General features: G+C 44.3%; 15 protein-coding genes. 14 read left to right on the top strand and 1 reads right to left on the bottom strand.

Features of this window, described 5'->3' with window-relative positions:
- Positions 1 to 14 precede the first annotated feature (14 nt).
- From B0O44_RS12405 to B0O44_RS12350, 12 genes are all read left to right on the top strand, one after another.
- Positions 15 to 770 (top strand): HEAT repeat domain-containing protein, encoded by a 756-nt coding sequence (locus B0O44_RS12405; RefSeq protein WP_110830918.1) that lies wholly within the window; start codon positions 15 to 17, stop codon positions 768 to 770.
- Between the two features lie 126 nt (positions 771 to 896).
- Positions 897 to 1,493: an RNA polymerase sigma factor gene (locus tag B0O44_RS12400; RefSeq protein ID WP_110830915.1), complete on the top strand. Its 597-nt coding sequence runs from the start codon at positions 897 to 899 to the stop codon at positions 1,491 to 1,493.
- A 128-nt stretch (positions 1,494 to 1,621) separates the two neighbouring features.
- Positions 1,622 to 2,641 (top strand): FecR family protein, encoded by a 1,020-nt coding sequence (locus tag B0O44_RS12395; RefSeq protein WP_110830912.1) that lies wholly within the window; start codon positions 1,622 to 1,624, stop codon positions 2,639 to 2,641.
- 250 nt (positions 2,642 to 2,891) lie between these two features.
- Positions 2,892 to 6,365 carry a TonB-dependent receptor gene (locus B0O44_RS12390; RefSeq protein ID WP_245943655.1) on the top strand — a complete coding sequence of 1,158 codons (3,474 nt, stop codon included), beginning with the start codon at positions 2,892 to 2,894 and terminating at the stop codon, positions 6,363 to 6,365.
- Between the two features lie 2 nt (positions 6,366 to 6,367).
- The gene (locus B0O44_RS12385) at positions 6,368 to 8,122 is read left to right on the top strand and encodes a hypothetical protein (RefSeq protein ID WP_110830907.1); all 1,755 of its coding nucleotides are present in this window, start codon (positions 6,368 to 6,370) and stop codon (positions 8,120 to 8,122) included.
- Between the two features lie 10 nt (positions 8,123 to 8,132).
- The gene (locus B0O44_RS12380; RefSeq protein WP_110830904.1) at positions 8,133 to 9,362 is read left to right on the top strand and encodes a hypothetical protein; all 1,230 of its coding nucleotides are present in this window, start codon (positions 8,133 to 8,135) and stop codon (positions 9,360 to 9,362) included.
- A 4-nt stretch (positions 9,363 to 9,366) separates the two neighbouring features.
- Positions 9,367 to 10,455, top strand: coding sequence for a fasciclin domain-containing protein (locus B0O44_RS12375; protein ID WP_110830901.1), 1,089 nt, complete (start codon positions 9,367 to 9,369; stop codon positions 10,453 to 10,455).
- 17 nt (positions 10,456 to 10,472) lie between these two features.
- Entirely contained in the window at positions 10,473 to 11,798 is a 1,326-nt protein-coding gene (locus tag B0O44_RS12370) for a fasciclin domain-containing protein (protein ID WP_110830899.1), read from the top strand.
- An 18-nt stretch (positions 11,799 to 11,816) separates the two neighbouring features.
- A complete protein-coding gene (locus B0O44_RS12365; RefSeq protein ID WP_170123324.1) occupies positions 11,817 to 12,797 on the top strand; it encodes a fasciclin domain-containing protein in 981 nt (326 codons plus the stop codon).
- 24 nt (positions 12,798 to 12,821) lie between these two features.
- Positions 12,822 to 16,097 carry a TonB-dependent receptor gene (locus tag B0O44_RS12360; protein WP_245943654.1) on the top strand — a complete coding sequence of 1,092 codons (3,276 nt, stop codon included), beginning with the start codon at positions 12,822 to 12,824 and terminating at the stop codon, positions 16,095 to 16,097.
- Between the two features lie 136 nt (positions 16,098 to 16,233).
- Positions 16,234 to 16,806, top strand: coding sequence for a Crp/Fnr family transcriptional regulator (locus B0O44_RS12355; protein WP_110830891.1), 573 nt, complete (start codon positions 16,234 to 16,236; stop codon positions 16,804 to 16,806).
- Between the two features lie 80 nt (positions 16,807 to 16,886).
- The gene (locus B0O44_RS12350) at positions 16,887 to 17,270 is read left to right on the top strand and encodes a VOC family protein (RefSeq protein WP_110830888.1); all 384 of its coding nucleotides are present in this window, start codon (positions 16,887 to 16,889) and stop codon (positions 17,268 to 17,270) included.
- Between the two features lie 63 nt (positions 17,271 to 17,333).
- Here the strand turns inward: B0O44_RS12350 and B0O44_RS12345 are convergent, their stop codons facing one another.
- Positions 17,334 to 17,888 (bottom strand): hypothetical protein, encoded by a 555-nt coding sequence (locus tag B0O44_RS12345; protein ID WP_110830885.1) that lies wholly within the window; start codon positions 17,886 to 17,888, stop codon positions 17,334 to 17,336.
- Positions 17,889 to 18,063: 175 nt separating this feature from the next.
- On the opposite strand from B0O44_RS12345, the gene B0O44_RS12340 reads away from it, so the two are divergent.
- Together B0O44_RS12340 and B0O44_RS12335 are read left to right on the top strand one after the other, a co-directional pair.
- A complete protein-coding gene (locus B0O44_RS12340) occupies positions 18,064 to 18,510 on the top strand; it encodes an SRPBCC family protein (RefSeq protein WP_110830883.1) in 447 nt (148 codons plus the stop codon).
- A 495-nt stretch (positions 18,511 to 19,005) separates the two neighbouring features.
- Positions 19,006 to 21,333, top strand: coding sequence for a TonB-dependent receptor (locus tag B0O44_RS12335; protein WP_245943653.1), 2,328 nt, complete (start codon positions 19,006 to 19,008; stop codon positions 21,331 to 21,333).
- The last annotated feature ends 3 nt before the right edge of the window (positions 21,334 to 21,336 follow it).

The raw sequence follows: 21,336 nt of genomic DNA, 5'->3' as shown, positions 1-21,336 counted from the left end.
TACAATTGTGATATATGGGATTTTACGATTTAAATAAGCAGGAACGTTTAAATCTTGTTGCTGAAATCAACAAAAACATTTTTGCAGAGCTGGCCAGCGCAGACCTTAAAGAAACAACCCTTTATTTTGCCGACGAAGATACGTACATCCGCAAATCGGCCTATCTGGCCATTGGTAAAATATATATAGCTGATGCTCCACTAAGGCCGGCAATCATCAGCGCCCTGGAAAAACTTTTTCCGGAACCTGATTTTAAAATCCGGCAAACTGTCATTAATGCTGCAGGGGAAATCGGCAAAACAGACTTTGAGCGTGTAAAGCACTTTTTTGATAAAGGCTTATTTGATGAGCACCATTCTCCGCGAAACGCAGTGATTGGTTCCATAAAAAAAATGGGCGAGATAAACCCCGTGCCGGTGCTGGAATGGGCAAGATCGTACCTGCACCACCAGGACAAAGAAATCCGCAGGGAAATTTGTCATGGTATAGAACTCCGGGGGCGCAAATACCCGCAGGATATTTTGCCCCTGCTGCAGGAACTGCAATACGATAAAACCGCAAGGGTCAGAAATACACTGGTCCATGTAATCGGACAAATTTCCTATAAGAAAGGCTGTATCCAAACGGTGGTTGCCCACCTTAAGTTGTGGGAAAACCAACAACTGGTACAGGCAGCCCTTGAAGAAATTATTGATGTCCATGACCGTTATAAGGATTTTGCTGTTTTAACGCAGGACCAGGCCAGGCAGTACCTGGAAGATCATTTATAAGCAGCATTTCGGGAATGTTCTCTGGGTGATCTTTTGAACTTAATTTCTTAACAAAAGGATAATATTGCCCTTTTAATCAGTTATCGCTATGCGGCTAAATTTGGCTCAGTCATTTTGAATGAAGCCATGAAGCCCCAGACGGAATTATCGGATCAGCAATTATTGAATGCCTTTCGTACCGGAAACGCAAAAGCATACAGTTTACTGTTTGACCGTTATTTTAAAAGATTGTATGGTTTTGCATTTTCTTTGCTCAAAGACACGGAAGTTGCCAAAGAACTGGCGATGGATGTGATGGTAAGGCTTTGGAAAAACGAAGGGGAAATTTATGCAGAGCAGGGGTTAAAACCCTATTTGTTCAAAGCGGTCAGAAATTCCGTATACAGCCATTTGCGCAAATCCAGGATCATGACCGAGTCGCTTGACCTTCATCATGAATACCATCAGGGCACTGCGTTTTCGGCAGATGCACCATTTCTTCACAAAGAACTTGAAAACCTGTATGCCAGTAAACTGGAGGGCTTATCGCCCCAGCGCAGAAAGATTTTTGAATTCAGCAGAGGCGAGGATTTGACCTATGCCGAAATTGCCGAAAAAATGAGCCTCTCTGTACACACCGTACGCAATCAGATGAGTGCAACCCTCAAATATTTCCGGGAACAGATGGAAGAATACCACGAGGTATCTATCCTGTTGATCTCCGTCTTTACTTTTTTTTCCTGACGGGAACGAATTTTTATTTTTTTTTATAACTGATAGACAGTCGCTTAGGTGTTTTGAGGTGAAAAATATTTTCTGCCACTAGTACTGTTTTCCAAAAACAGCGTTACGCCCTTTCAAACAGATGTGAAATGGATCAGCCCGTAGATAAGGCACTACTGAAAAAATTTATAGCAGGTGAATGTACGGCCGCAGAACAGCGGGTGGTCAACCATTTTCTTCAGGAGCCCAGGGGCAAACTTCTTTTAAATACCCTCATGCAGGAGCAGTGGGAAGCGGCTGATGGTTTTCAGGTCGATGACGCATCTTTACAGCAATGGAAGGGAGAGCTGGAACAACGTCTTGGCTTACCTGGAGAACAAAACACTGAACTTAAAATCCACCGTCAAAAAAACTATTTTTTACGGAATGCCGCCATTTGGACTGGGATCATTCTTTGTTTTGCCGTTTATGGTGTACTGAATTTTAAAAACAATGAACTCCAGCAACAGAAAAATGCGGCAGTACTGGAGCAGAAAATCAATCCTTATGGCAGGCGGAGTTCTTTTCTGCTCAGCGACAGCACCAGGGTTTACCTGGGGGCAGGCAGTAAACTGTCTTATACCCGCCGTTTTTTGGGAGAACAAAGAACCGTTCACCTGGAGGGGGAAGCCTATTTCGAGGTGACCAAAAATCCTAAAAAGCCTTTTGTCATTTATACGGGAAAGGTAAGGACCATGGTACTGGGTACTTCTTTTAAAGTCACTGCTTTTGCCGGTCAGCCGCTGAGTGTGGCGGTGACAACAGGTAAAGTAAGGGTAGACCGTATAGAGGGGGACCATCAGTTACAATCCCTGGCGGTTTTAACCCCGGGCCTTAAGCTGACCTACGATCAGGGTAAAGCCAATACAAGCCAGGCCAATGTGGAGGATACTGAAAAATGGAAAAAGGGTTTGCTGGTTTTTAAAGCGGTTCCGCTGCAGCAGCTTTTAACCGAAGTGGGCAGATGGTACAATGTCCGGATCAGCATCCGGAGAAAATCCCTTGGCCATATACCGGTTTCGGTAAACCTGGATACCAATGTGCCCGTTAACAAACTTTTGGACGGACTGGCCGCGGTGACGGGGCTGAAATACGAACTCAAAAATAAAAATACAGTTGCGATTTATTAAAACCAGAGAAATGAAACGGGAAAGGAGATATATGTAAAGCTATTCTACTTATAAAATAACGTCCCTGCACAAAGACAGGGACGCATCTGAATCCATAAGCACGGAGGATTTCGACGTCAGTCCGGCTTAATGAACATTAAAAGCAATCCCGGCATGCCGGGTTAACCCTTAATTTTTCAAAAATATGCAAAAAGGATTATATCAGTATCCTTCCATACCATTAAAAATAAAAGATAACCTCTATTTTATAATGAAGTGTTCATTTATTTCGGTTGTCATCCAGCTCATCCTTGCCAATGTATTGATTGCAAGTTCTGGATATGGTCAGAATCTGGAAAAAAAGGTTCGGATAAACATCGAAAATGCCAGTGTCAAAGAGAGCTTGCTTGTCATTGAACAAAGCAGCAACATCCGTTTTCTGTTCAGGACCGACCTACTCAGCCCGGTCCGCAAAACAGTGACCCTAAATGCGCAGGAAATCACGGTCAGGGATGCCATTAACCAGGTGTTGAAAAATACGCCGCTGGAATACAAAGTGGCCGGAGGTTTTGTCACCATTGTTGCCCGGCCGGTCCAGTACCGTTTAACCGGAAAAGTCATTGATGCAAACACCAAAGAAACCCTGCCAGGGGTGTCGGTAAGGATTAAAGATGCACCAGGAGGGACTATGACCGATCAGAACGGGAATTTTAGCCTGAGCCTGAGCAGTCCTGAAGTGACCCTGGTGTTCAGTTATATGGGCTACAACAGCAGGGAAGTTAAATTGGGTAAAAACAGCGAGGGGATTACCGTGGCTTTAAGTCCTTCCAGTACGGCATTGAGCGAGGTTACCGTTCAGGCCCGCAGGAACACCAGGACGGAGACCGCGGTACTGGATGAGCGTAAAAAATCGTCTATTGTACAGGATGCCATATCTGCCCAGCAAATTGAACGAACAGCAAGTATTACCACAACCCAGGCCCTGCAAAGGGTTTCCGGGGTAACCATTACCGATGATAAATATATAGCTGTCAGAGGATTGGGTGACCGTTCGGTCATCGGTCAGCTGAATGGGGTCAGGCTCGCTTCTTCTGATCCGGATCGGAGCAGCATCCCGCTGGACCTGGTTCCTGCTTCTTTACTGGATAACATTACCGTATATAAAACGGTAACACCAGATAAACCTGCCGATGCCGCTTCAGGTATTGTGGAATTGAAAACGAAATCTGTGCCTGAAAAAATGACCTTTGAGGTCATTACCCAAACCGGGTTTAATTCCAATATAGGTATTGGGGGCCGTTACAACAGTTTCTGGAACAGTGACATGGGCTTCCTTGGTACAAAAATCAACAAGAAGGACCTGTCCGCTGATTTTTTAAACCTGTCCAAACAGTATCCTGATGGTCTTGGCTCTATACAAAAAATGATTGCGGCAAGCAATTACAATGCGGATGCCCGAAAAGAAGTTTCCCGCATCAATAACATTATGCAGGGTTTTGACCCGGTATTGACCACACAAACCAAAAGGGCCCCGCTCAACCAGTTGTACTCGGCTACCTTCGGAAACAGTTATAAAGTTTTTGACCACCACCAGCTGGGGGTTATTCTTGGTGGAAATTACTATCGCCGCACCTCAAACATCTATGATGGAAACCTGACACAATATAGTATTTACCAGGGCGTCGTAACGGGAAACCCATATGTCTACAGCCAGCGTAAAATCCCCAACTATACCACCACCAACAATATTGTGATGGGGAAATACCAGACTTATAAAGAAAATACAGGGATAGAAACACTGAACTATGGCTTATTGGCCGGTTTAACTTACCGTTTCAATCCAAGACATGAGGTCAGCTTCCAGTACATGGGCAGCTGGGGTGGTGAAAATACCGCTTCTAACCTGCGCGGGGGATATTATTATTCCGGCCTGCCCGGTGATGTGAACAGCACCACTTACTCTTTGAAACAAACTTTCAGGAGCTTAAATACCTTTAACTTACAGGGGGAACACAAGCTGCTCAATAAGGAATACTCACCGCGGTTAAGCTATAACATTGCCACCTCAAAATCTGGTCAGAACGATCCGGATTACCGTTTTGTGAACCTGGTGGATTATAAACCCAGAAACGGCGGTGTGTATGAAATACCGGTAATCAATAATCTCCCTAATACACCAATTGCCAAATACATTTATACCGACAGGTATTATGCATTGACCTCCGGTTATGTAAATGGTTTTGGCCCTTACGGGATTATGCAGGCCGATCCCAACGGAAGGCGCTGGCGTAAACTGGAAGAGACGAATTACAACTACAAGGCTGACCTGGCCGTTCCATTTTCTTTTTTAGGTACTAAACAGGAATTTAAAGTCGGGATCAATTACCTGAACAGGGAGCGTAAATTCGGGGAAAATGTATTGTTCCTGCCGGGATCTAACTTTACCAATTATGGATCTTATGCCGGTGCCCAGGCAGGCCGGTTCTCTTATATTCCTTTGTACGAAGTGGAAGGTAACCTGAACCGGTTGGTCAGCAATGAGGTCATCGGTATAAAAACGCCTTCCGGTGGCGTGGGAGAAGGTGATTTTCCTGTAGGTGGTTTCCTGTACAACATCCAGAAATCTCCAAACAACTATACCGGTTTTTACGAAACCAATGCGGTCTATGGAATGCTTGACCTGAAGGTATCCGATGCACTCAGGGTAGTAGGGGGTGTCCGTTTTGAAAACACCAATATTCAATCTGCTGTAGACACTAAAAATGTGTTTCTGGACCCTTCCCTGATTGCTGCAAATGAGAACGGAATGATTAATCTGAACCCGCAGAACCCTAATTCTGTGTATAAGCAGGGCTACAAACCTTATTATTCAGTAAATGCGACGTATACACTGAACGACAATATGAATTTCCGTGCCGCATTCAATACGACCCTGGCCAGGCCGGAGCTGAGGGAAATCACCAATGTCTATGACTTTGATGCTTTCCAGATGGGACTTGTGGTAGGGAACAGAAACCTGATCAACCAGTCGACCAAAAACCTGGATTTCCGCTGGGAATGGTTCCCGGCAGCGGGTGAGGTGATCGCGGTATCGGCTTTCGGTAAGGAAATCAATAACCAGCTGGTGAAAGTTTTCAGTTTACAGACCCAGGGACTGGCGGCAACCTTTCCGGAATTTCCGGTGATCCAGTTCCAGAATGATCCCAATAAGGGCCGTGTATATGGATTGGAGCTGGAGCTGGTTAAAAACCTGGAAACCATCTGGGCGCCTGCTAAGGGTTTCTTTCTGGGAACAAATCTGTTGCTGGCACAAAGTAATGTCAAAAAGACCCCGGAAAGGCTGGCTGCAAACTGGTCTGTGGACCGGAATGCTCCAACCAACAGCCCTTTGTTTGAACAGGCTCCTTACAGCATTAACGCCTGGCTGAATTATGCCAGTAAAAAATCAGGTACAGACCTGACGGCCACTTTTAACATGGTAGGGGAGCGTCTGGTACAGATTAATCTGACCGGCGAGCCCGATTTATATACCCGTCCTTTTGCCATGCTGGACCTGGTGTTCAGTCAGCGCTTAAATAAAAGGTTGCTCTTTAAAGGCTATGCCAAAAACATTTTAAACCCGGCAATCAAAACCGTGTATTCAAACCCGGATACAGGTGGTAAATGGTACGGCAATGAATACATCAACCGCAGTTATAAACGGGGCGCCGAGTTCATGTTTGGTTTTACCTATAATTTGTTTTAGTCATGAAATACAGCATTATACCCATCCGCAGTTTTCTGCTTTTCATTTTTACTGTTCTGCTTGCCGCAGCATGTAAAAAGGACAATGCGGATTATACTTACGACTATCGCCGCATAACCGATGCGGTAAAGTCATCCAATGTACGTTTGGTCAATTTATCCAAAAACAACCAGCTGATTGCCAACGGGGACAGCTTAACGAATTTTTTTGTTCCTCCGCAGCGTTCAGGAAATATTCCGCCAGGGGAACTGACCCCTCCGGGGACACGCTATTTTCCAAAGGATGGTTTTTTAGGACAAACCTGGCCTGTTCCGCAGGGACTGTTTCGCAAAGACGGTAAAGCCGATCTGAAAACGACTTTCATTTCCACCATAACCAATATTGTTCCTTCCCGGGAAGTGACCTTCAGTATAAAAGATAACGATGAGCAGCCGAAAGATTACTACCTGCTGGTCAATCACCAGTCGCTGGTACAGAACCCGACCGATTTACTGGAGGTGCCCCGGAGTATCACGGCGCCTTCAAAACCGGACCATTTTAAAATCCGCATCTTAAACCTGTCCAGGAAAATTGCACCAACCTATACGGTGGAAGACCTGTTCACAAAACTGAGCCTGGTTTATGCAGACGGGACCCCGGTGAGCACGGCAACCTCAGGGATTGCCAGCAATACCTGGTCAGAATACGTGGAAGTACCTTATGGTACCTATCAGTTTAAAGTTTTGACAGACGATGGCCGTCAGGTACCTGCTGCAGGCCAGACGTATTACAACTACATTGACAGGTTTACCTCAACCATGCAAATGACAGGGCCTGGTTTTTCAACTGTAAATTCCGGGCTTACTTATGCACCTATCCGTACTTTTCAACCCGGCGGTGTATATACCATTGTCATTCACCCTGCAGATTTTATCTGGACGACAAATACTGACGATGTCAAGACCATACAGAATGGTTTCCGCATCATCTCAGATGTCAGCGAACCGCAGAATGTAACTTATACACAGGTACAACTGGCCAATACGGTCATAGGCCAGGACCTGGTCCTGAAAGTAAAAGGGCAATCCAGCCCGGTAACGGCCTACGGTACAGCCTCGGAATATAAACGGGTGGTTGCCGGAAAGCAGGTGCTGGAAGTCCTGTCTAAAACAGGGCAAACGCTGCTTTCCAAAGAAGTAGAACTTCTGGGAGGTCAGAATTATACATTTTGGGTCTATACAGACCAGGACAAACAGGTAAAAAGCCTGTTGGCAGCCAATAACCTTGCCGGTACAAGTTACATTGGCAGCGGAAAGGACGGGACCAACAGTACGATAGACAGGTACCAGTCTGAATATTATTTCAACTTCAGGTTTTTAAATTTCAGCAGCCAGTTGCCCTATGTCACCTTTACCAATGGAGATGGATTGCCTTATGCAAAGAATTTGGCCAACGGCAGTGGTGTAAATGAACAGCTGGGTATCCTCAAAACCGATGAACCCTATGCTTCTGTACTGTACGGCACCACCGCCTCAGGCGGGTACTATCAGTTTATGGCCTATAGCTCTGCCCCGGCACGTGTTCCGGGCGACTGGCTGAAGCAAATTACACCATTATCCAGTGAAAGTCTTGTGGCCAATAAGAGCCTGTATACTGCTGTAGGGCGTAAAGTGCCGGCGCACGAACCTGGTGTCTATTCCATTGCTGTTATCGGTGATCCGGACAAGAATAGTTCTGCGGAAAAAGCAAAGTTTATGGTCATTAAACACACTAAATAGAATTAAAGCTATGAAGACTAAGATTTTAATTTTTTTATTATTTGCTTTTACTGCCCTTTACCTGTCCTCTTGTAAAAAGACAGAGTACCGTGTGGTAGAAGATCCCGCCTATATCCGCGTATTCAACAACCTGACCTATACCCTTACTTTAGACAATAAAGAAGAACTGCAGCCTTTCTTTTGCATGTTCATCGATCCGGAGTTTGATGCTTCAGGGAAACCTGTAGGCGGCCTGGTGGTGGGTGACTTTCTGGATAAACGTGGCATTTACGCTGCACCCAATGCGGCACATGCAGGTTTGAGTACCTCTAAATTCAACCCTGAATATCCGGGTAAGGAACTTGTACCTACCGGACCCATTCTCAATGGTTTTGATCTGACCAACTGGGCGCAGGTGAAATCAGGTAAACGCCGTTTTTTATTCATGTCGCGTCCGATCAGCAATGTGCCTTTTGCACAGCTCCCGGATGAACAGCAGCGTAAAGTATTCCTGGATACGGTGATTGACCTTTCTGTCCGTGAGGTGTATACCATACATCTTTTGCAACTGAATTTTAAAACCAAAAAAAACGGATTGTATGTCCGTCAGGAAACCTTTCATAAACAAGCCTTTTCAGATACGCTCAGTTATGTGAATTTTTATAACCTCAGTGCAGATGGTTTTAGGAGTGCCGCTTCTGAACTGAAATTGCCTGTACCATCGACCAGTAGTCTGTTCAGGTACGGTGTCCGCGATACGATGAATGTGTTTATGACGCACATCACACCCGGTGGGGTAGATTTCAGGGGAAATCCTAAGCATGAGCGGATTCCTGAATTCAGTTTTCAGTTTGCCGGAACGGTGTTCAGGACCGTGCACGATCCAAAGGTGACGCCTTATTATGGCTTTCCGGTTTTCTTAAAATCGAATAAGCAGGTTTATTCCAATACCTGGCAGTTTTTACAATTCTGTGCCCCGCCCATAGATCCGGCAACTTCTATGACTTATTCGGAACCGCCCAATACATTTTTGAATGCATCTGTGGAGTCATTGCAAGGAAGGTATGCATACCTGCAGATGGACCATGCACAATATAACCCGAACTTTTATCTGAACGCGTTTTTTCCGGGGCTCACCATAAGCACGCATTCAGGTATCTATAACCCCAGAACTTTTGGTGTCGTGAACAGTATAGAAATTGTTAACGGAAACGTATTTCTGACGACTGTGCAGCGCAAGTATCCACAACCTATTTATTAAGACGATGAGCAACAAGATATCTTATATGAGCTTAAAAAAAGTGATGTTTTACCTGTTCGCTTTTTTTCTTTTATTTTTCAATGCCTGTAAGCACGATGAGCTGGTGGTCTATAAAGAAAGCGATAACTACAGCAATGCTGCAGATTTTGTAAAGAACAATTACAACTTCACTTTACTGTATGCGGCTTTAAAGCAGGCCAACCTGTTGGAACTGCTGAGCAAAGAAGGCCCTTACACCTTATTTGCACCCAGCAACAAGGCCTTCAACGATTTAGGTATTGTACGTGCAAGCGATTTTGCCGCTATGAACCAGGACAGCCTGCGCAGGATGCTGCAATACCACATTTTGCCCCGTATACTTTACCGCAATGATGTTCCTGCCAATACCATAGACAACAAGTATGTTAACCTGGCAGGTAAAGAATTGTTTGTGGGCTATAAATATGAAAAAGCCTGTGCAACATGTAACATCAGGGGGGACCTTTATGTGAATGGTGCTTTGGCCCCAAAAACTACCCAGAATATCGTGCTGTCGAATGGAGTGCTTCACCTGATTGATAAAGTATTAAAATATCAGCCTAGTGTGCAGGATATCCTATCCGGCAGGAAAGAGTACAGTCTGTTTGTAACCCTGCTTAAACGTACGGGCGATTGGGACCGTTTGGCCAGGCCGGAATATATCACTGTTTTTGCCCCGGATAACCAGGCTTTTGAAAAGGAAGGGATCACAAAACAACAGCTGGAAAGCCTGGACCCTGCCGCCTATTATAAACGGTTATGGCGTGTATACCTGTTGTACAATCATTTTTTTATTTCCGATATGATCATATACGGAAAACAGGCTGGCTCAGGGTATTACGGAGGCCCGTTTTACCGTGCCCCTATTGTCGGTGATGAGGACTACCTTTTCGCTATAGCCAGTAATCTGGAAATGGAGCCGTTTATTGTGGAAAAGCGGCTGATCGATCGTGGTATTCCGCTGCGCAAAACCAATTTACAACCCGGTTACCGTACAGATTATAAAGCCGATAACGGAGTGGTACACGGCATTACCGGCTTGCTGGTTTTACCTGCGGAAGCGAAAATCAATTAAGGACTAAATATAAATTGATGATGAAAGTATTTTCATATACGAAATTAACGGCAATGGTATTGCTGCTGATGTTGGTCATTACGGCATGCAAGAAAAGCGAATTTATGCCTGACCCGGTGGGGGAACCCATTCAAGCACCTGATTATCCCTCATTGAGCACTTTGCTCGGCAGTGAATATAGCCTGTTCAAGGCTGCCTGGGAAAAAGCAGAAATGGACAAGGTATTGGGTGTCGAAGAGACCCAGAATAAATTAACCTTTTTTGTTCCCTCTGATAAAGCGATGGGAGAAGCAGGATTGAGCAGTGCTAAAATTGCCGCTGCTACTAAAAATGACTTGCAGGACTTGCTGCGCTATCATATAGCAGCCAGTAATATTGGTCTGGAACAATTGAAGGCCGCACAAACGGACTTAATCATCCCTTCTTTATTGAAACATTCTAAATTCAAGGAAGGCATAAGAAGAGAGGGGGCTGTACTGGGAACTGTTCCTTATGCATACCGCCACTCCCTTACGGTTAAAGAAGGTCAGTTACTGGATAATGGCATAGCTGTAAAAGTCAGTAAAGAAGCCTCTGTTGCAAAAGGTACAGCTCTTTTTATAGACCGTGTGCTGAAAAAGCCGGAAAAGCAAATGATAGATATACTGCGGGAAGACGGCCGTTTCAGTTTGTATCTAAAAGCGATGGAAATCAGCAATGAAGCTTATGAACAAGATATGATCCTGAACATGTACCCTATGTATAAACCACCGCTGAATTTTCTGGTAGATGCTGGCTTTCATTATGAGGGCACTATGTATGAAGACGTTTATTATCCCCGTCACCTGATCCGGTTTACATTGTTTGCGCCTACAAATGAGGCTTTCCGGCAAATGGGTATCCAGAATGAAGCAGACCTGAGGGCCTTACAAAACCGGATACCGCCGCAAGACATGTTCAATGGCAACGAACTTACGCCTATAGACAGTTTGCTAAGGTATCAGTATACCGCAGAGACATTTAGCAACGTAATCTATAATGACGATTATACCATGGTTGGCCTGTCCGTACAGAGACAAAAAGACATGAACGAGGTCACTTTTTACGGACATATGCTGGATGACAGGATCCTTGCAAATTATCCGATAATGTATGCGACCATAAACGGGGGCAGCTGGGTAAGCGGATATGTGCCTTATCGATTCAATAGGTTGGCCAACCATCAGTTAACGGTAAAACACATTAAAGCAAATCCCCAACCGGCAACTGTTGTAGAAGAAAACATCAATACCCTCCAGGGGCCTATCCATGTTGTAGACAGAATCCTTGTTCCAAATGATTTTAGCATGTGGCACAAGAAATAAAATAAAGAAATGAAGGTTATGAAATTAAAGAAATACCTGTTTTGCACCCTGTTGCCGCTCACCTTGTTTTCTTGCAAGAAGAATGATGCCGGTTCCCCGCAAAACCAAAAGAAAAATACATTGACAGACGTGGTGAGGGATAACTTTGGCCTGACCTATCTGGCTACTTCCTTATACAGGAGTGGATTGGACGAAACGCTTCGTCAGCCGGGATCTTATACTTTACTGGCCCCATCGGATGTCGCTTATAAAAAAATATATTACAATCCGGCGGCGGTGCTTGATGAGCCCGTGTCTAAACTTGCCGAAGAAAACCGGTACCATACACTCAAAGCGGCATTTTCATTTGCAGGACAGCCCTTGAAAATGAACCAGGAACTGGAAACTTTGCTGGGGACAAAGGTGTACTGGAGCCGTGTGAAACGTGGACAGGACACCCTCACCACCATAAACGGTGGGCGTGTTTTGCAGGCCGATACCAAAGCGGATAACGGTACCCTGCAGGTATTGGACCGTATACTGGTGCCGAATGTTCATGCTACGGTGAAACAGGGACTGGCAGCGAATACAACGGTGACCTTGTTTTATCAGGCTTTGAAACTATCCGGATTGCTGGAGACTTTAACCGGCAGCACCGGTTATACGGTTTTTGCACCAAATAACGATGCGGTAAAGCGATATGGTTATGCCAGCCTGGAAGCCATAGAGCAGGCCGATCCGGCCGTTCTCAAAACCTGGTTAAGCTACCATATTGCTAAAGAACGCAAGTTTGCGCAGGACTACTTCCTGCTCACACCTGTGGGCACCACCAGTTATACTGAGCAAATGCTGAATGATAAAACAATGACGGTCAATTTACTCGCTGAGTATAATGTACCGAATAGTTTTACTGGAATAACGCTTAAAGGGGCAACAAACCCATCGGCCATTACACCGGTAAAAACAGATATCGTGACAGGTAACGGGGTGATCCATATTATAGGAGAAGTGCTGAGGTAATTTCTAAACATAGCAAACAAAAAGATGAAAACAATCAACAATTTATATCGTTGGTCAGGGATGATCATGGCCTTTTTTCTGCTGTTCTGTGCACCGGCAGCTGCACTTGCCCAGGAAACTTCAGGCGCACTGACCGGACGGGTTACAGATGCCGGGGCGGAAGCACTGCCGGGTGTTTCGATCATCGCGGTACATACCCCCTCGGGAACAAAATACAGCCTTTCTACCGATAAGGACGGGCGTTTTACCATTAACAATATGCGTACCGGCGGCCCTTACCGGGTAAGTGCAAGCATGGTGGGCATGCAAACCGATACCCGTGAAGACATTTACCTTCGCCTGGGTGTAGCGCAGCAACTGCTTTTTGTACTCAGCAGCAGCGCGCAAACCATGAGCGAGGTCACCATTACGGCGCATGCGCGCAAACCATCGGCCAATACCTATGGAACGGGCAAAAACATTTCGGCCGAACAAATCCGTAACATGCCTTCTGTTTCCCGTTCGATAACCGATTTGACCCGTTCAACCCCTCAGGGAAGCCGGGACAACAGTTTTGGCGGCACGAACTTCCGCTACAATAACGTTACGATTGACGGTGCGGTCAACAACGATGCCATTGGCTTTAGCCCCTCGCTGGGCGGGCAGACCGGAACATCAGGTATGAACGGGAGCAGTACCCGCACCAATCCGATTTCTATAGATGCCATAGCAGACATGCAGGTGTACCTTGCGCCCTTTGACGTGAAAATCGGAAATTTTACAGGAGGATCTGTGAATGCGGTGACCCGCAGTGGTACCAATACTTTAACTGGTTCGGTGTATGGTTTTGGCCGAAACGCTGCCATAACCGGCAGCGACCGGGCAGGTGGCCTTGGCAAAATGAACAGTGACTTTTACGATTACCAGACGGGTTTTCGTGTGGGCTTCCCGCTGATTAAAAATAAACTTTTCTTTTTCAGCAACGAAGAAATTACCCGCCGCCAGGACCCGACACAATTGTACGTTGGCACAGCCGAAACCAGCGCAATTTTTAGTGTTGCCGATGCAGGCGCCATTGAACAGGCCACCAAAACACGCTATGGCAATGCGGTCAACTTAGGTACCGCGGGGGTATTTAATACCTGGAGCAAATCGCAGAAATTTTTTAACCGCCTGGACTGGAACATCAATGACAAACACCAGCTGGCCATCCGCAACAATACCATTTTCAGTAAGGCGACGCATATGGACCGCGACCAGCAGGATTTCCGTTTCAGCAGCATGGCTTTCTTACAGGAAAACAACCAGAGCAGCACCGTGGCCGAACTGAAAAGCCGCTTCAACAATGAACTGTCGGCCAATCTGATTGTTGGTTTTACAAATGTGAAAGACAGCAGGGACCCACAGGGTGATCCGGCCCTGCCGCAGGTACAGATTATGGGCAGGACACCAGGTACAACGATTTATTTGGGTACAGACCGTGAGGCGAGTATTTTTAATATGAAACAGCAAACCTGGGAGTTTACCGCAAACCTGAACTGGACCAAAGGCCGCCATAAAATTTTAGTGGGTACCCACAATGAGTTGTACAACATTAAATATGGTTTTGTAAATGCCTGGAATGGCCGTGTGGATTACCTGAGCATTGAAGACTATGTCAACAACAACCCTTACAGGGTAAGGGGCAGTTATAACTATTTCAATAACAGCCGTGACTACCTGCTGAGCAACCCTGCGGCAAATTTTAAGGTGAACATGTACAGCCTGTATGTGCAGGATGAGATCCGCATCAGCGACAAACTGCGTATTACCCCGGGTTTGAGGGCTGATGTGGTGAATTTGCCTACCATGCCTAGTTTAAGTGATAAGGTCAGGGACATTATGGCCGATCCGAATTTTGGAACAACCTACAGCTATACACCGTTAAAACGTATAGAGAACAAATTTTTAAACCAGGTCCAGCTTTCCCCGCGTTTGGGTTTCCGTTACGATGCCCTGGGTAACCAGAAACTGATTTTCAGGGGCGGTCTGGGAATGTTTACCGGCCGTATTCCTTTCGCCTGGCTGGCCTATGCTTATTACAATACCGGTAATAATTTTGGTGCCATTGACCAGAAGGCCGATCAGCAGCCTTTTGTACCAGGAACAGACCCGGTAAAGCCAAGTCCGAACGGAATTGCCGGGTTTATCGGGCAAAACGGGACCATAGTGAACGATCCGGGCAGCGGGCGTACGCAGGTAGACCTGATCGATAATGGTTTTGTGATGCCTAAGGTACTGCGGGGTAGTTTGGGAATAGATTACGAAACAGAAAGCGAATGGCGTTTTACCCTGGAAGGGATGTACACCAAAAGTTTAAACGACGTATTGTTCCAGCAGCTCAATACCAAAGACAACCCGCTGTACTATGGTTATGACAAACAAAAACAACAGCCTGTTTATTCGGGAACAGTTGATCCCCGCTTTTCAAATATTTATTTGTTGAGCAATACCTCAGAAGGTTACCGTTACAGCCTTAGCGGTACCATTGCCAAAACATTTGCCAAGGTGTTGAACATTTCGGCTTCTTATACCTACGGACAATCTAAAGATCTGAGCAATGGGGTCCGGAACTCTATGGAAAGCAACTGGCAGCTGAACCAGTCGCTGGTGCCGAACAACCCTTCGCTGAGCTATAGCAACTTTGATGTCCGCCATCGCATCGTATCGAGCATCAGCTATGACCACCAGTGGAAAAAAGCCGGTAAAACCAATATCAGTTTGTTTTTCAGCGCGCAATCGGGCAGCCCTTTTACCTACGGCATTGTCAACGGCAGTACGCAGGGTTTACCACAGCAGGTGAGTTTAACCTATATTCCAATGCGTGAAGAGGCCATCCGTTATTTTAAAGACCTGACGGGAAAAACGGCAGCGCAGCAGGCCGAAGCTTTTAATGCTTTTATTGATGGAAACCAGTACCTGAGTAGCAGAAGGGGCATGTTTACAGAACGGAACCAGGGCCGTACCCCATGGAACATCCAGGCAGACCTGCACCTGTCCCATGAGCTGTTTGTCAACCGGAAAGGTTCTCAGTCTGTCAGCTTAACGGTGGATGTGATGAACATTACCAATCTGATCAGCAGGAATTGGGGGCTACAATATTTTTCACCAAATACGTTTAATTCAACCAGCAGTGTGGGTTTAACACAGAATTTGTTTCCTCCGCAGCAAAACGCTGGTAATTATCCGGTTTTTACCTTTAACAACCCGGGTAAACCCTACAGCATCGATTACTTTGGGTCAAGAGCGCAAATGCAGCTGGGCCTGAGGTATAATTTTTAAAAGTTGAAAAGGCATCTGTACCGGGTGGGAGTGACGTACCCATCTGGTGCAGTTTTGCTGAAGAAGGGAGCGTAAATCCATAAAAAATCATTTAATTTAATACCATTAAAAACCGGTATTAAAATTTAAAAGTTAAATGGAATTATTTCAGACGATTTACCATCACTCGCTTCTGAGGCCAGAAAATTATAAACTGATTGGTGAAGCGCATACCAGAGTTGAATTTTCACAAGGCGATTTACTTTTGGAAAAAGGAAAAATTTCCAAATCCTTTTATCTGATTGAAAAAGGATTATTGAGGTCTTTTCTTTACGACTATAATGGCAATGAAATCACCACGGAGTTTTATTGTCCCGGAGAAATTTTAATAGAATCTCTTTCTTTGTTTCACAGGATACCTTCTGCCGAAAATTTTCAGGCCCTGTCTGGAGGTATTGCATGGAAAATTGAATACGATGCTTTTCAACAGTTGTTGCACAATATAGAAGGCTTTAGGGAGTGGGGACGGGCCTGGGCAACAAATCAATTGTTTATTTTAAAACAGCGTTCAATTCATGCATTAACCATCAATGCAACTGACAGATATTTAAACCTTATCAAAGAAAGGACCCAGATCGTTACTCAATCTCCTTTAAAATACATTGCTTCTTATTTAGGGATCACAGACACATCGTTGAGCCGGATCCGGAAGGAAATTTTTAAGGATTAGCATTTCTTGTCCTATGACAAGTGGATCTGTTTTTATCCGTTTTAATTTTGAATTATTGGTTTAATTTAAAGTGGAGATAAATGAAAAGAACAGTGAATTGGTTTGAAATCTATACCTCAGATTTCAATAGGGCAAAAAAGTTTTATGCTGAAGTATTTAAATGCGAGCTTACAGATGTACCAGTTAGCAATGAAAAACATGCACACATGGAGTATGCTACTTTTCCCGGTGATCAGAGTTTGGGGGCTATAGGTGGCGCCCTGGTCAAATTGGACATGGCAAAGCCAGGTGTTGGTGGAACTCTGGTCTATTTTGATACAAAGGAAATTGATACGGAATTAAGCCGAGTGGAGCTTGCCGGTGGTAAAGTACTTCGTCCGAAAGTGAGTGTAGGCGATTTTGGTTTTATTGCCCTTATAGAGGATACGGAAGGGAATATGATCGGTCTGCGCTCGATGAAATAATAAAACAAAAGGGTTCGTTATTGTAAATTATTAACAGGGCCCTTTTTATATCTTTCCTGATATTTATTCTTCTATATCTTCGAAAATGAGTAAGTCTTTTTTTTTATCAATTTCAATTTTTCTATAAACAGGTGCGTAATTTCCGCTGGAGGGTTCAAAATAAGTCCGGACAAATTGTGTCTCGGTCTCGTAATTTTGAATAATCTTATCGCTTTTCATTTTTTGAATATCATCTTCTTCACTTTTGTTGATAATTTTAAAATTTACAGCACTAGAAATCTCTTTTATTAATCTTAATCTGTCTTTGGTTGAAATTTTAAGACTAAAAGTATTATAATAATCACCTGGGCCCCACATAGATTTATTTTCCATAATTTCAAAATCATCATTAAGAATTATTCCTTGCTGAAAAAGGAAATTTTTTGCATTGGACTTGGTGAAAAATTGATCTTCAAAAATGAATGTTCCGATTAGAATGACAATAGAAAATCCAGCTATCCATGCCAGAATTTTTCCGGTTTTAGGAAAACCGAATTTCTTTGGGATCCAATAGCATAAAAAAATAGCGATGCCAAAAATGATTAAGATAAAAAGAAAGACGGATATATAAAAGAGCATAAATGAAAAGAGAAGTGACTCAGATAAAGATAATATTAGAAATTAGAATTTTCAGACTACTTTTTAACGGATAAGATGTTCTAATGTCCAGATCGGCCCGGCAGAATGTCTATTTTGTACCCTATATATCTGTTTCTGGACGCTTAACTTTACGTAAAAGAAAGGAGAAAAACGTATGGCAAATATTTTGCACAGAATTGGAATCAAATCTTCGTCCCTGGACGATGTTTACCGGGCATTAACCACCAGGGACGGTCTTGCCGGATGGTGGACGGAGGATACTGAAGGAGAAGGCAATCAGGTTGGAGATATTATTAAATTCCGCTTTGGGGCAGGAGGCTTCGATATGAAAGTTTCTGAACTCAAATCCCCTGCACATGTAACCTGGGAGGTTGTCGCTGGACATGAAGAATGGATTGGCACCCGGATCAATTGGGAACTGAAACAAGAAGGCGATTACATTATTGTTCTTTTTAAACACCTGGACTGGAGGGAGCCGGTAGAATTTATGCACCATTGCAGCACTAAATGGGCCCTGTTTCTGATGAGCCTGAAATCTTTGATTGAACAAGGGAAAGGCGCACCCAATCCTTATGATGTCAAAATAGACAATTGGAACTAGTGTTTGCAAAAACTTAAACGTATAAAAAGCCCTGGATTTTTCCAGGGCTTTTTGTTTTTAAGAAATTTGAAAAAGGCATCTTTATGCTGGTGCTACCGAGCATTCGCATGGGCCTTAAATGACTGATCTGATTTCCTCCGTTTACTGCTGGAAACTGGCCCAAAAACAGCGGATAAACTGTCCAAAAAAAACTAGGTGATAACTAGGTCTTAACAGGGTGGTAACAGGGTGATAACAGGGTCGTTTATATAGTTTTCATCTGATGAGAAAATAATTAGGACATCATAATTACATAGTTTTTTTCGGTCAACTCTTAGAAAACAAAAGGCTTTGTTTTAGAGGGCAGATCAGCGTGCTGCAAGAGGGCTTAAAAACAGGAATACGGGTCAGTATATTTTTTTAACGGCTGATGATCTATTCTATACAGCTCATGGTTTTTTTGGAGGTGCGGTTGCAGGCTTTGGATATTTTCGTGACATGAAATATCAAGCTCGTATGAAAATAGTATTACTTTTTCTGGCATCCTTCCTGATTTCAGCTCCGCTTATTTTATCTGCTCAGCAGCGTTATACCATCAGCGGTACGGTAAAAGATGCGGCAACAGGAGAAACCCTGATCGGGGCTAGCGTTAAGTTGCAAAGCGCGTCTCTGAATACAGGACTGGCCACAAATGCCTATGGTTTTTATTCCTTGACTGCCCAGGCTGGAGCATACAGTCTGCTGGTCAGCTACAGTGGCTATCAAAGTTCTGTTCAAAAAGTGCAGCTCAGTAAAGCGATGACCATCAATGTGGAACTTGCCGGGGTTTCTGCCTTACAGGAGGTGGTGATCAGTGCAGCAGAAAAGAAAAATGAAAATGTAAAAAGTCCCCTGATGGGCATAAACAAAATCAACATGAAGGACCTGGACAATGTGCCGGTCTTATTGGGTGAAAAGGATGTTTTAAAAACCATTCAGTTTTTGCCGGGCGTAAAGTCGGGCGGTGAAGGCAATACCGGTTTTTTTGTCCGTGGTGGTGCCGCCGACCAGAACCTGATTTTGCTCGATGAAGCCACGGTTTACAATTCAGCGCACCTTTTGGGTTTCTTTTCCACTTTTAACGCAGATGCGATTAAAGATGTCAGTTTGTATAAGGGCGGTATGCCTGCGCAATATGGAGGACGTTTGTCTTCTGTGCTGGATGTTAAAATGCAGGATGGTAACGATAAAAAATTTGGGGTAGAAGGCGGATTAGGCCTCATTGCTTCACGCATTAAAGCAGAAGGTCCCCTGGTAAAAAATAAAAGCTCCTTTATGATCAGCGCAAGACGTACTTATATTGATCTTTTGCTAAAGGCTTTTGGAGATTCTGTATTGAAAAAAAATACGCTCAACTTCTATGACATTAATGCGAAAGTGAATTATAAATTTAATGACAAGAATACCCTGTTCCTGTCGGGCTATTTTGGTCAGGACAACATCGGGATCAAAGACCTGTTTGCCAATGACTGGGGAAATACAACTGCGACCATCCGTTTCAACCATGTTTTCAATAACCGGTTGTTTTCAAATACCTCTTTCATATACAACCGTTACAGCTATGCCATAGAGCTGATTGATGAAAAGAGCAATGCAAAGGTGAAATCCATGATCAGGGATTTAAATTTTAAACAGGATTTTCAATACTTCAGCAGCAAGCACATCCTGCGTTTTGGTCTGCAAGGAACGCATCACCAGATTGCACCATCAGATATTACCACTACAGCAAATTCCAGTTTTAATCCGCTGTCAATAGAAAAACGTTACGGCCTGGAATTCGGGGCTTATTTATCGGATGAGTGGAAAATGAGCGAAAAATTTAATTTGTTGTTTGGCCTACGCCTAAGCCAGTTTTCGCTGCTCGGTCCTGGAAAGATCAATACCTATTCGGCCGCTGGAGGCCTGGTTTCAACAAGTACGTATAAAAGCGGTGACTTCATTCAAAACTACTTTAACCTGGAACCCCGGTTTTCAGCAAGTTACAGCGTCAATGATCAGAATGCAATTAAGGCTTCTTACAACCGCAATACCCAGAACATCCATATCCTGAGTAATTCGGGCACCAGCTCGCCAACCGACCAGTATGTAATGAGCAGCAACAACATCAAGCCCGAAATCGGCGACCAGGTGGCCCTTGGTTATTTTAAAAATACAGATCAGAATACCTATGAGTTTTCTGCTGAAATCTATTACAAATGGCTGCAGAACCAAATCGATTACAGGGACGGGGCAGATTTGACGGCAAATAATGAAGTAGAATCCTTGTTGCTGTACGGAAAAGGCCGGGCATATGGAATAGAACTTTACGGAAAAAAAACCAGGGGCAGGCTGACCGGCTGGATCAGTTATACACTCTCCAAAACCGAACGTCAGTTTGATGGCATTAACCAGGGAAAATATTTCCCTGCCAGACAAGACCGCACACACGATTTGTCCCTGGTGGCCATGTACAATTTAAACAAACGCTGGTCGGTTTCTGCCAACTATATTTTTAATACAGGAAATGCGGTCACCTATCCGGCCGGAAAATATAATATTGGCGGGCTGACCACTTATTATTATACAGACCGAAATGCGGGCCGCATGCCAAATACTTCCCGTCTGGACATCGGGGCAACCTTAAAAGCCAAAGAAACCCGCCGGTTTCAGTCCAGCTGGACATTTAGCCTTTACAATGCATTAAACAGCAAAAATCCTTATGCCATCAGGTTTAGGGATAAGGAAAACGATCCGACAAGGACCGAAGCGGTACAGACCAGTCTTTTTGGGATTATCCCTTCAGTGACCTATAATTTTAAATTCTAAAGA

The organism is Pedobacter nutrimenti (assembly GCF_003208655.1).
Taxonomy (GTDB): Bacteria; Bacteroidota; Bacteroidia; order Sphingobacteriales; family Sphingobacteriaceae; genus Pedobacter; species Pedobacter nutrimenti.
This window is presented reverse-complemented; position numbering and strand designations above follow the sequence as displayed.

Excerpts from the sequence above, each read along its gene's own strand:
- B0O44_RS12405 (WP_110830918.1), top strand. The coding sequence starts at position 15 with ATGGGATTTTACGATTTAAATAAGCAGGAACGTTTAAATCTTGTTGCT.
- B0O44_RS12400 (WP_110830915.1), top strand. The coding sequence starts at position 897 with ATGAAGCCCCAGACGGAATTATCGGATCAGCAATTATTGAATGCCTTT.
- B0O44_RS12395 (WP_110830912.1), top strand. The coding sequence starts at position 1,622 with ATGGATCAGCCCGTAGATAAGGCACTACTGAAAAAATTTATAGCAGGT.
- B0O44_RS12390 (WP_245943655.1), top strand. The coding sequence starts at position 2,892 with ATGAAGTGTTCATTTATTTCGGTTGTCATCCAGCTCATCCTTGCCAAT.
- B0O44_RS12385 (WP_110830907.1), top strand. The coding sequence starts at position 6,368 with ATGAAATACAGCATTATACCCATCCGCAGTTTTCTGCTTTTCATTTTT.
- B0O44_RS12380 (WP_110830904.1), top strand. The coding sequence starts at position 8,133 with ATGAAGACTAAGATTTTAATTTTTTTATTATTTGCTTTTACTGCCCTT.
- B0O44_RS12375 (WP_110830901.1), top strand. The coding sequence starts at position 9,367 with ATGAGCAACAAGATATCTTATATGAGCTTAAAAAAAGTGATGTTTTAC.
- B0O44_RS12370 (WP_110830899.1), top strand. The coding sequence starts at position 10,473 with ATGATGAAAGTATTTTCATATACGAAATTAACGGCAATGGTATTGCTG.
- B0O44_RS12365 (WP_170123324.1), top strand. The coding sequence starts at position 11,817 with ATGAAATTAAAGAAATACCTGTTTTGCACCCTGTTGCCGCTCACCTTG.
- B0O44_RS12360 (WP_245943654.1), top strand. The coding sequence starts at position 12,822 with ATGAAAACAATCAACAATTTATATCGTTGGTCAGGGATGATCATGGCC.
- B0O44_RS12355 (WP_110830891.1), top strand. The coding sequence starts at position 16,234 with ATGGAATTATTTCAGACGATTTACCATCACTCGCTTCTGAGGCCAGAA.
- B0O44_RS12350 (WP_110830888.1), top strand. The coding sequence starts at position 16,887 with ATGAAAAGAACAGTGAATTGGTTTGAAATCTATACCTCAGATTTCAAT.
- B0O44_RS12345 (WP_110830885.1), bottom strand. The coding sequence starts at position 17,888 with ATGCTCTTTTATATATCCGTCTTTCTTTTTATCTTAATCATTTTTGGC.
- B0O44_RS12340 (WP_110830883.1), top strand. The coding sequence starts at position 18,064 with ATGGCAAATATTTTGCACAGAATTGGAATCAAATCTTCGTCCCTGGAC.
- B0O44_RS12335 (WP_245943653.1), top strand. The coding sequence starts at position 19,006 with ATGAAAATAGTATTACTTTTTCTGGCATCCTTCCTGATTTCAGCTCCG.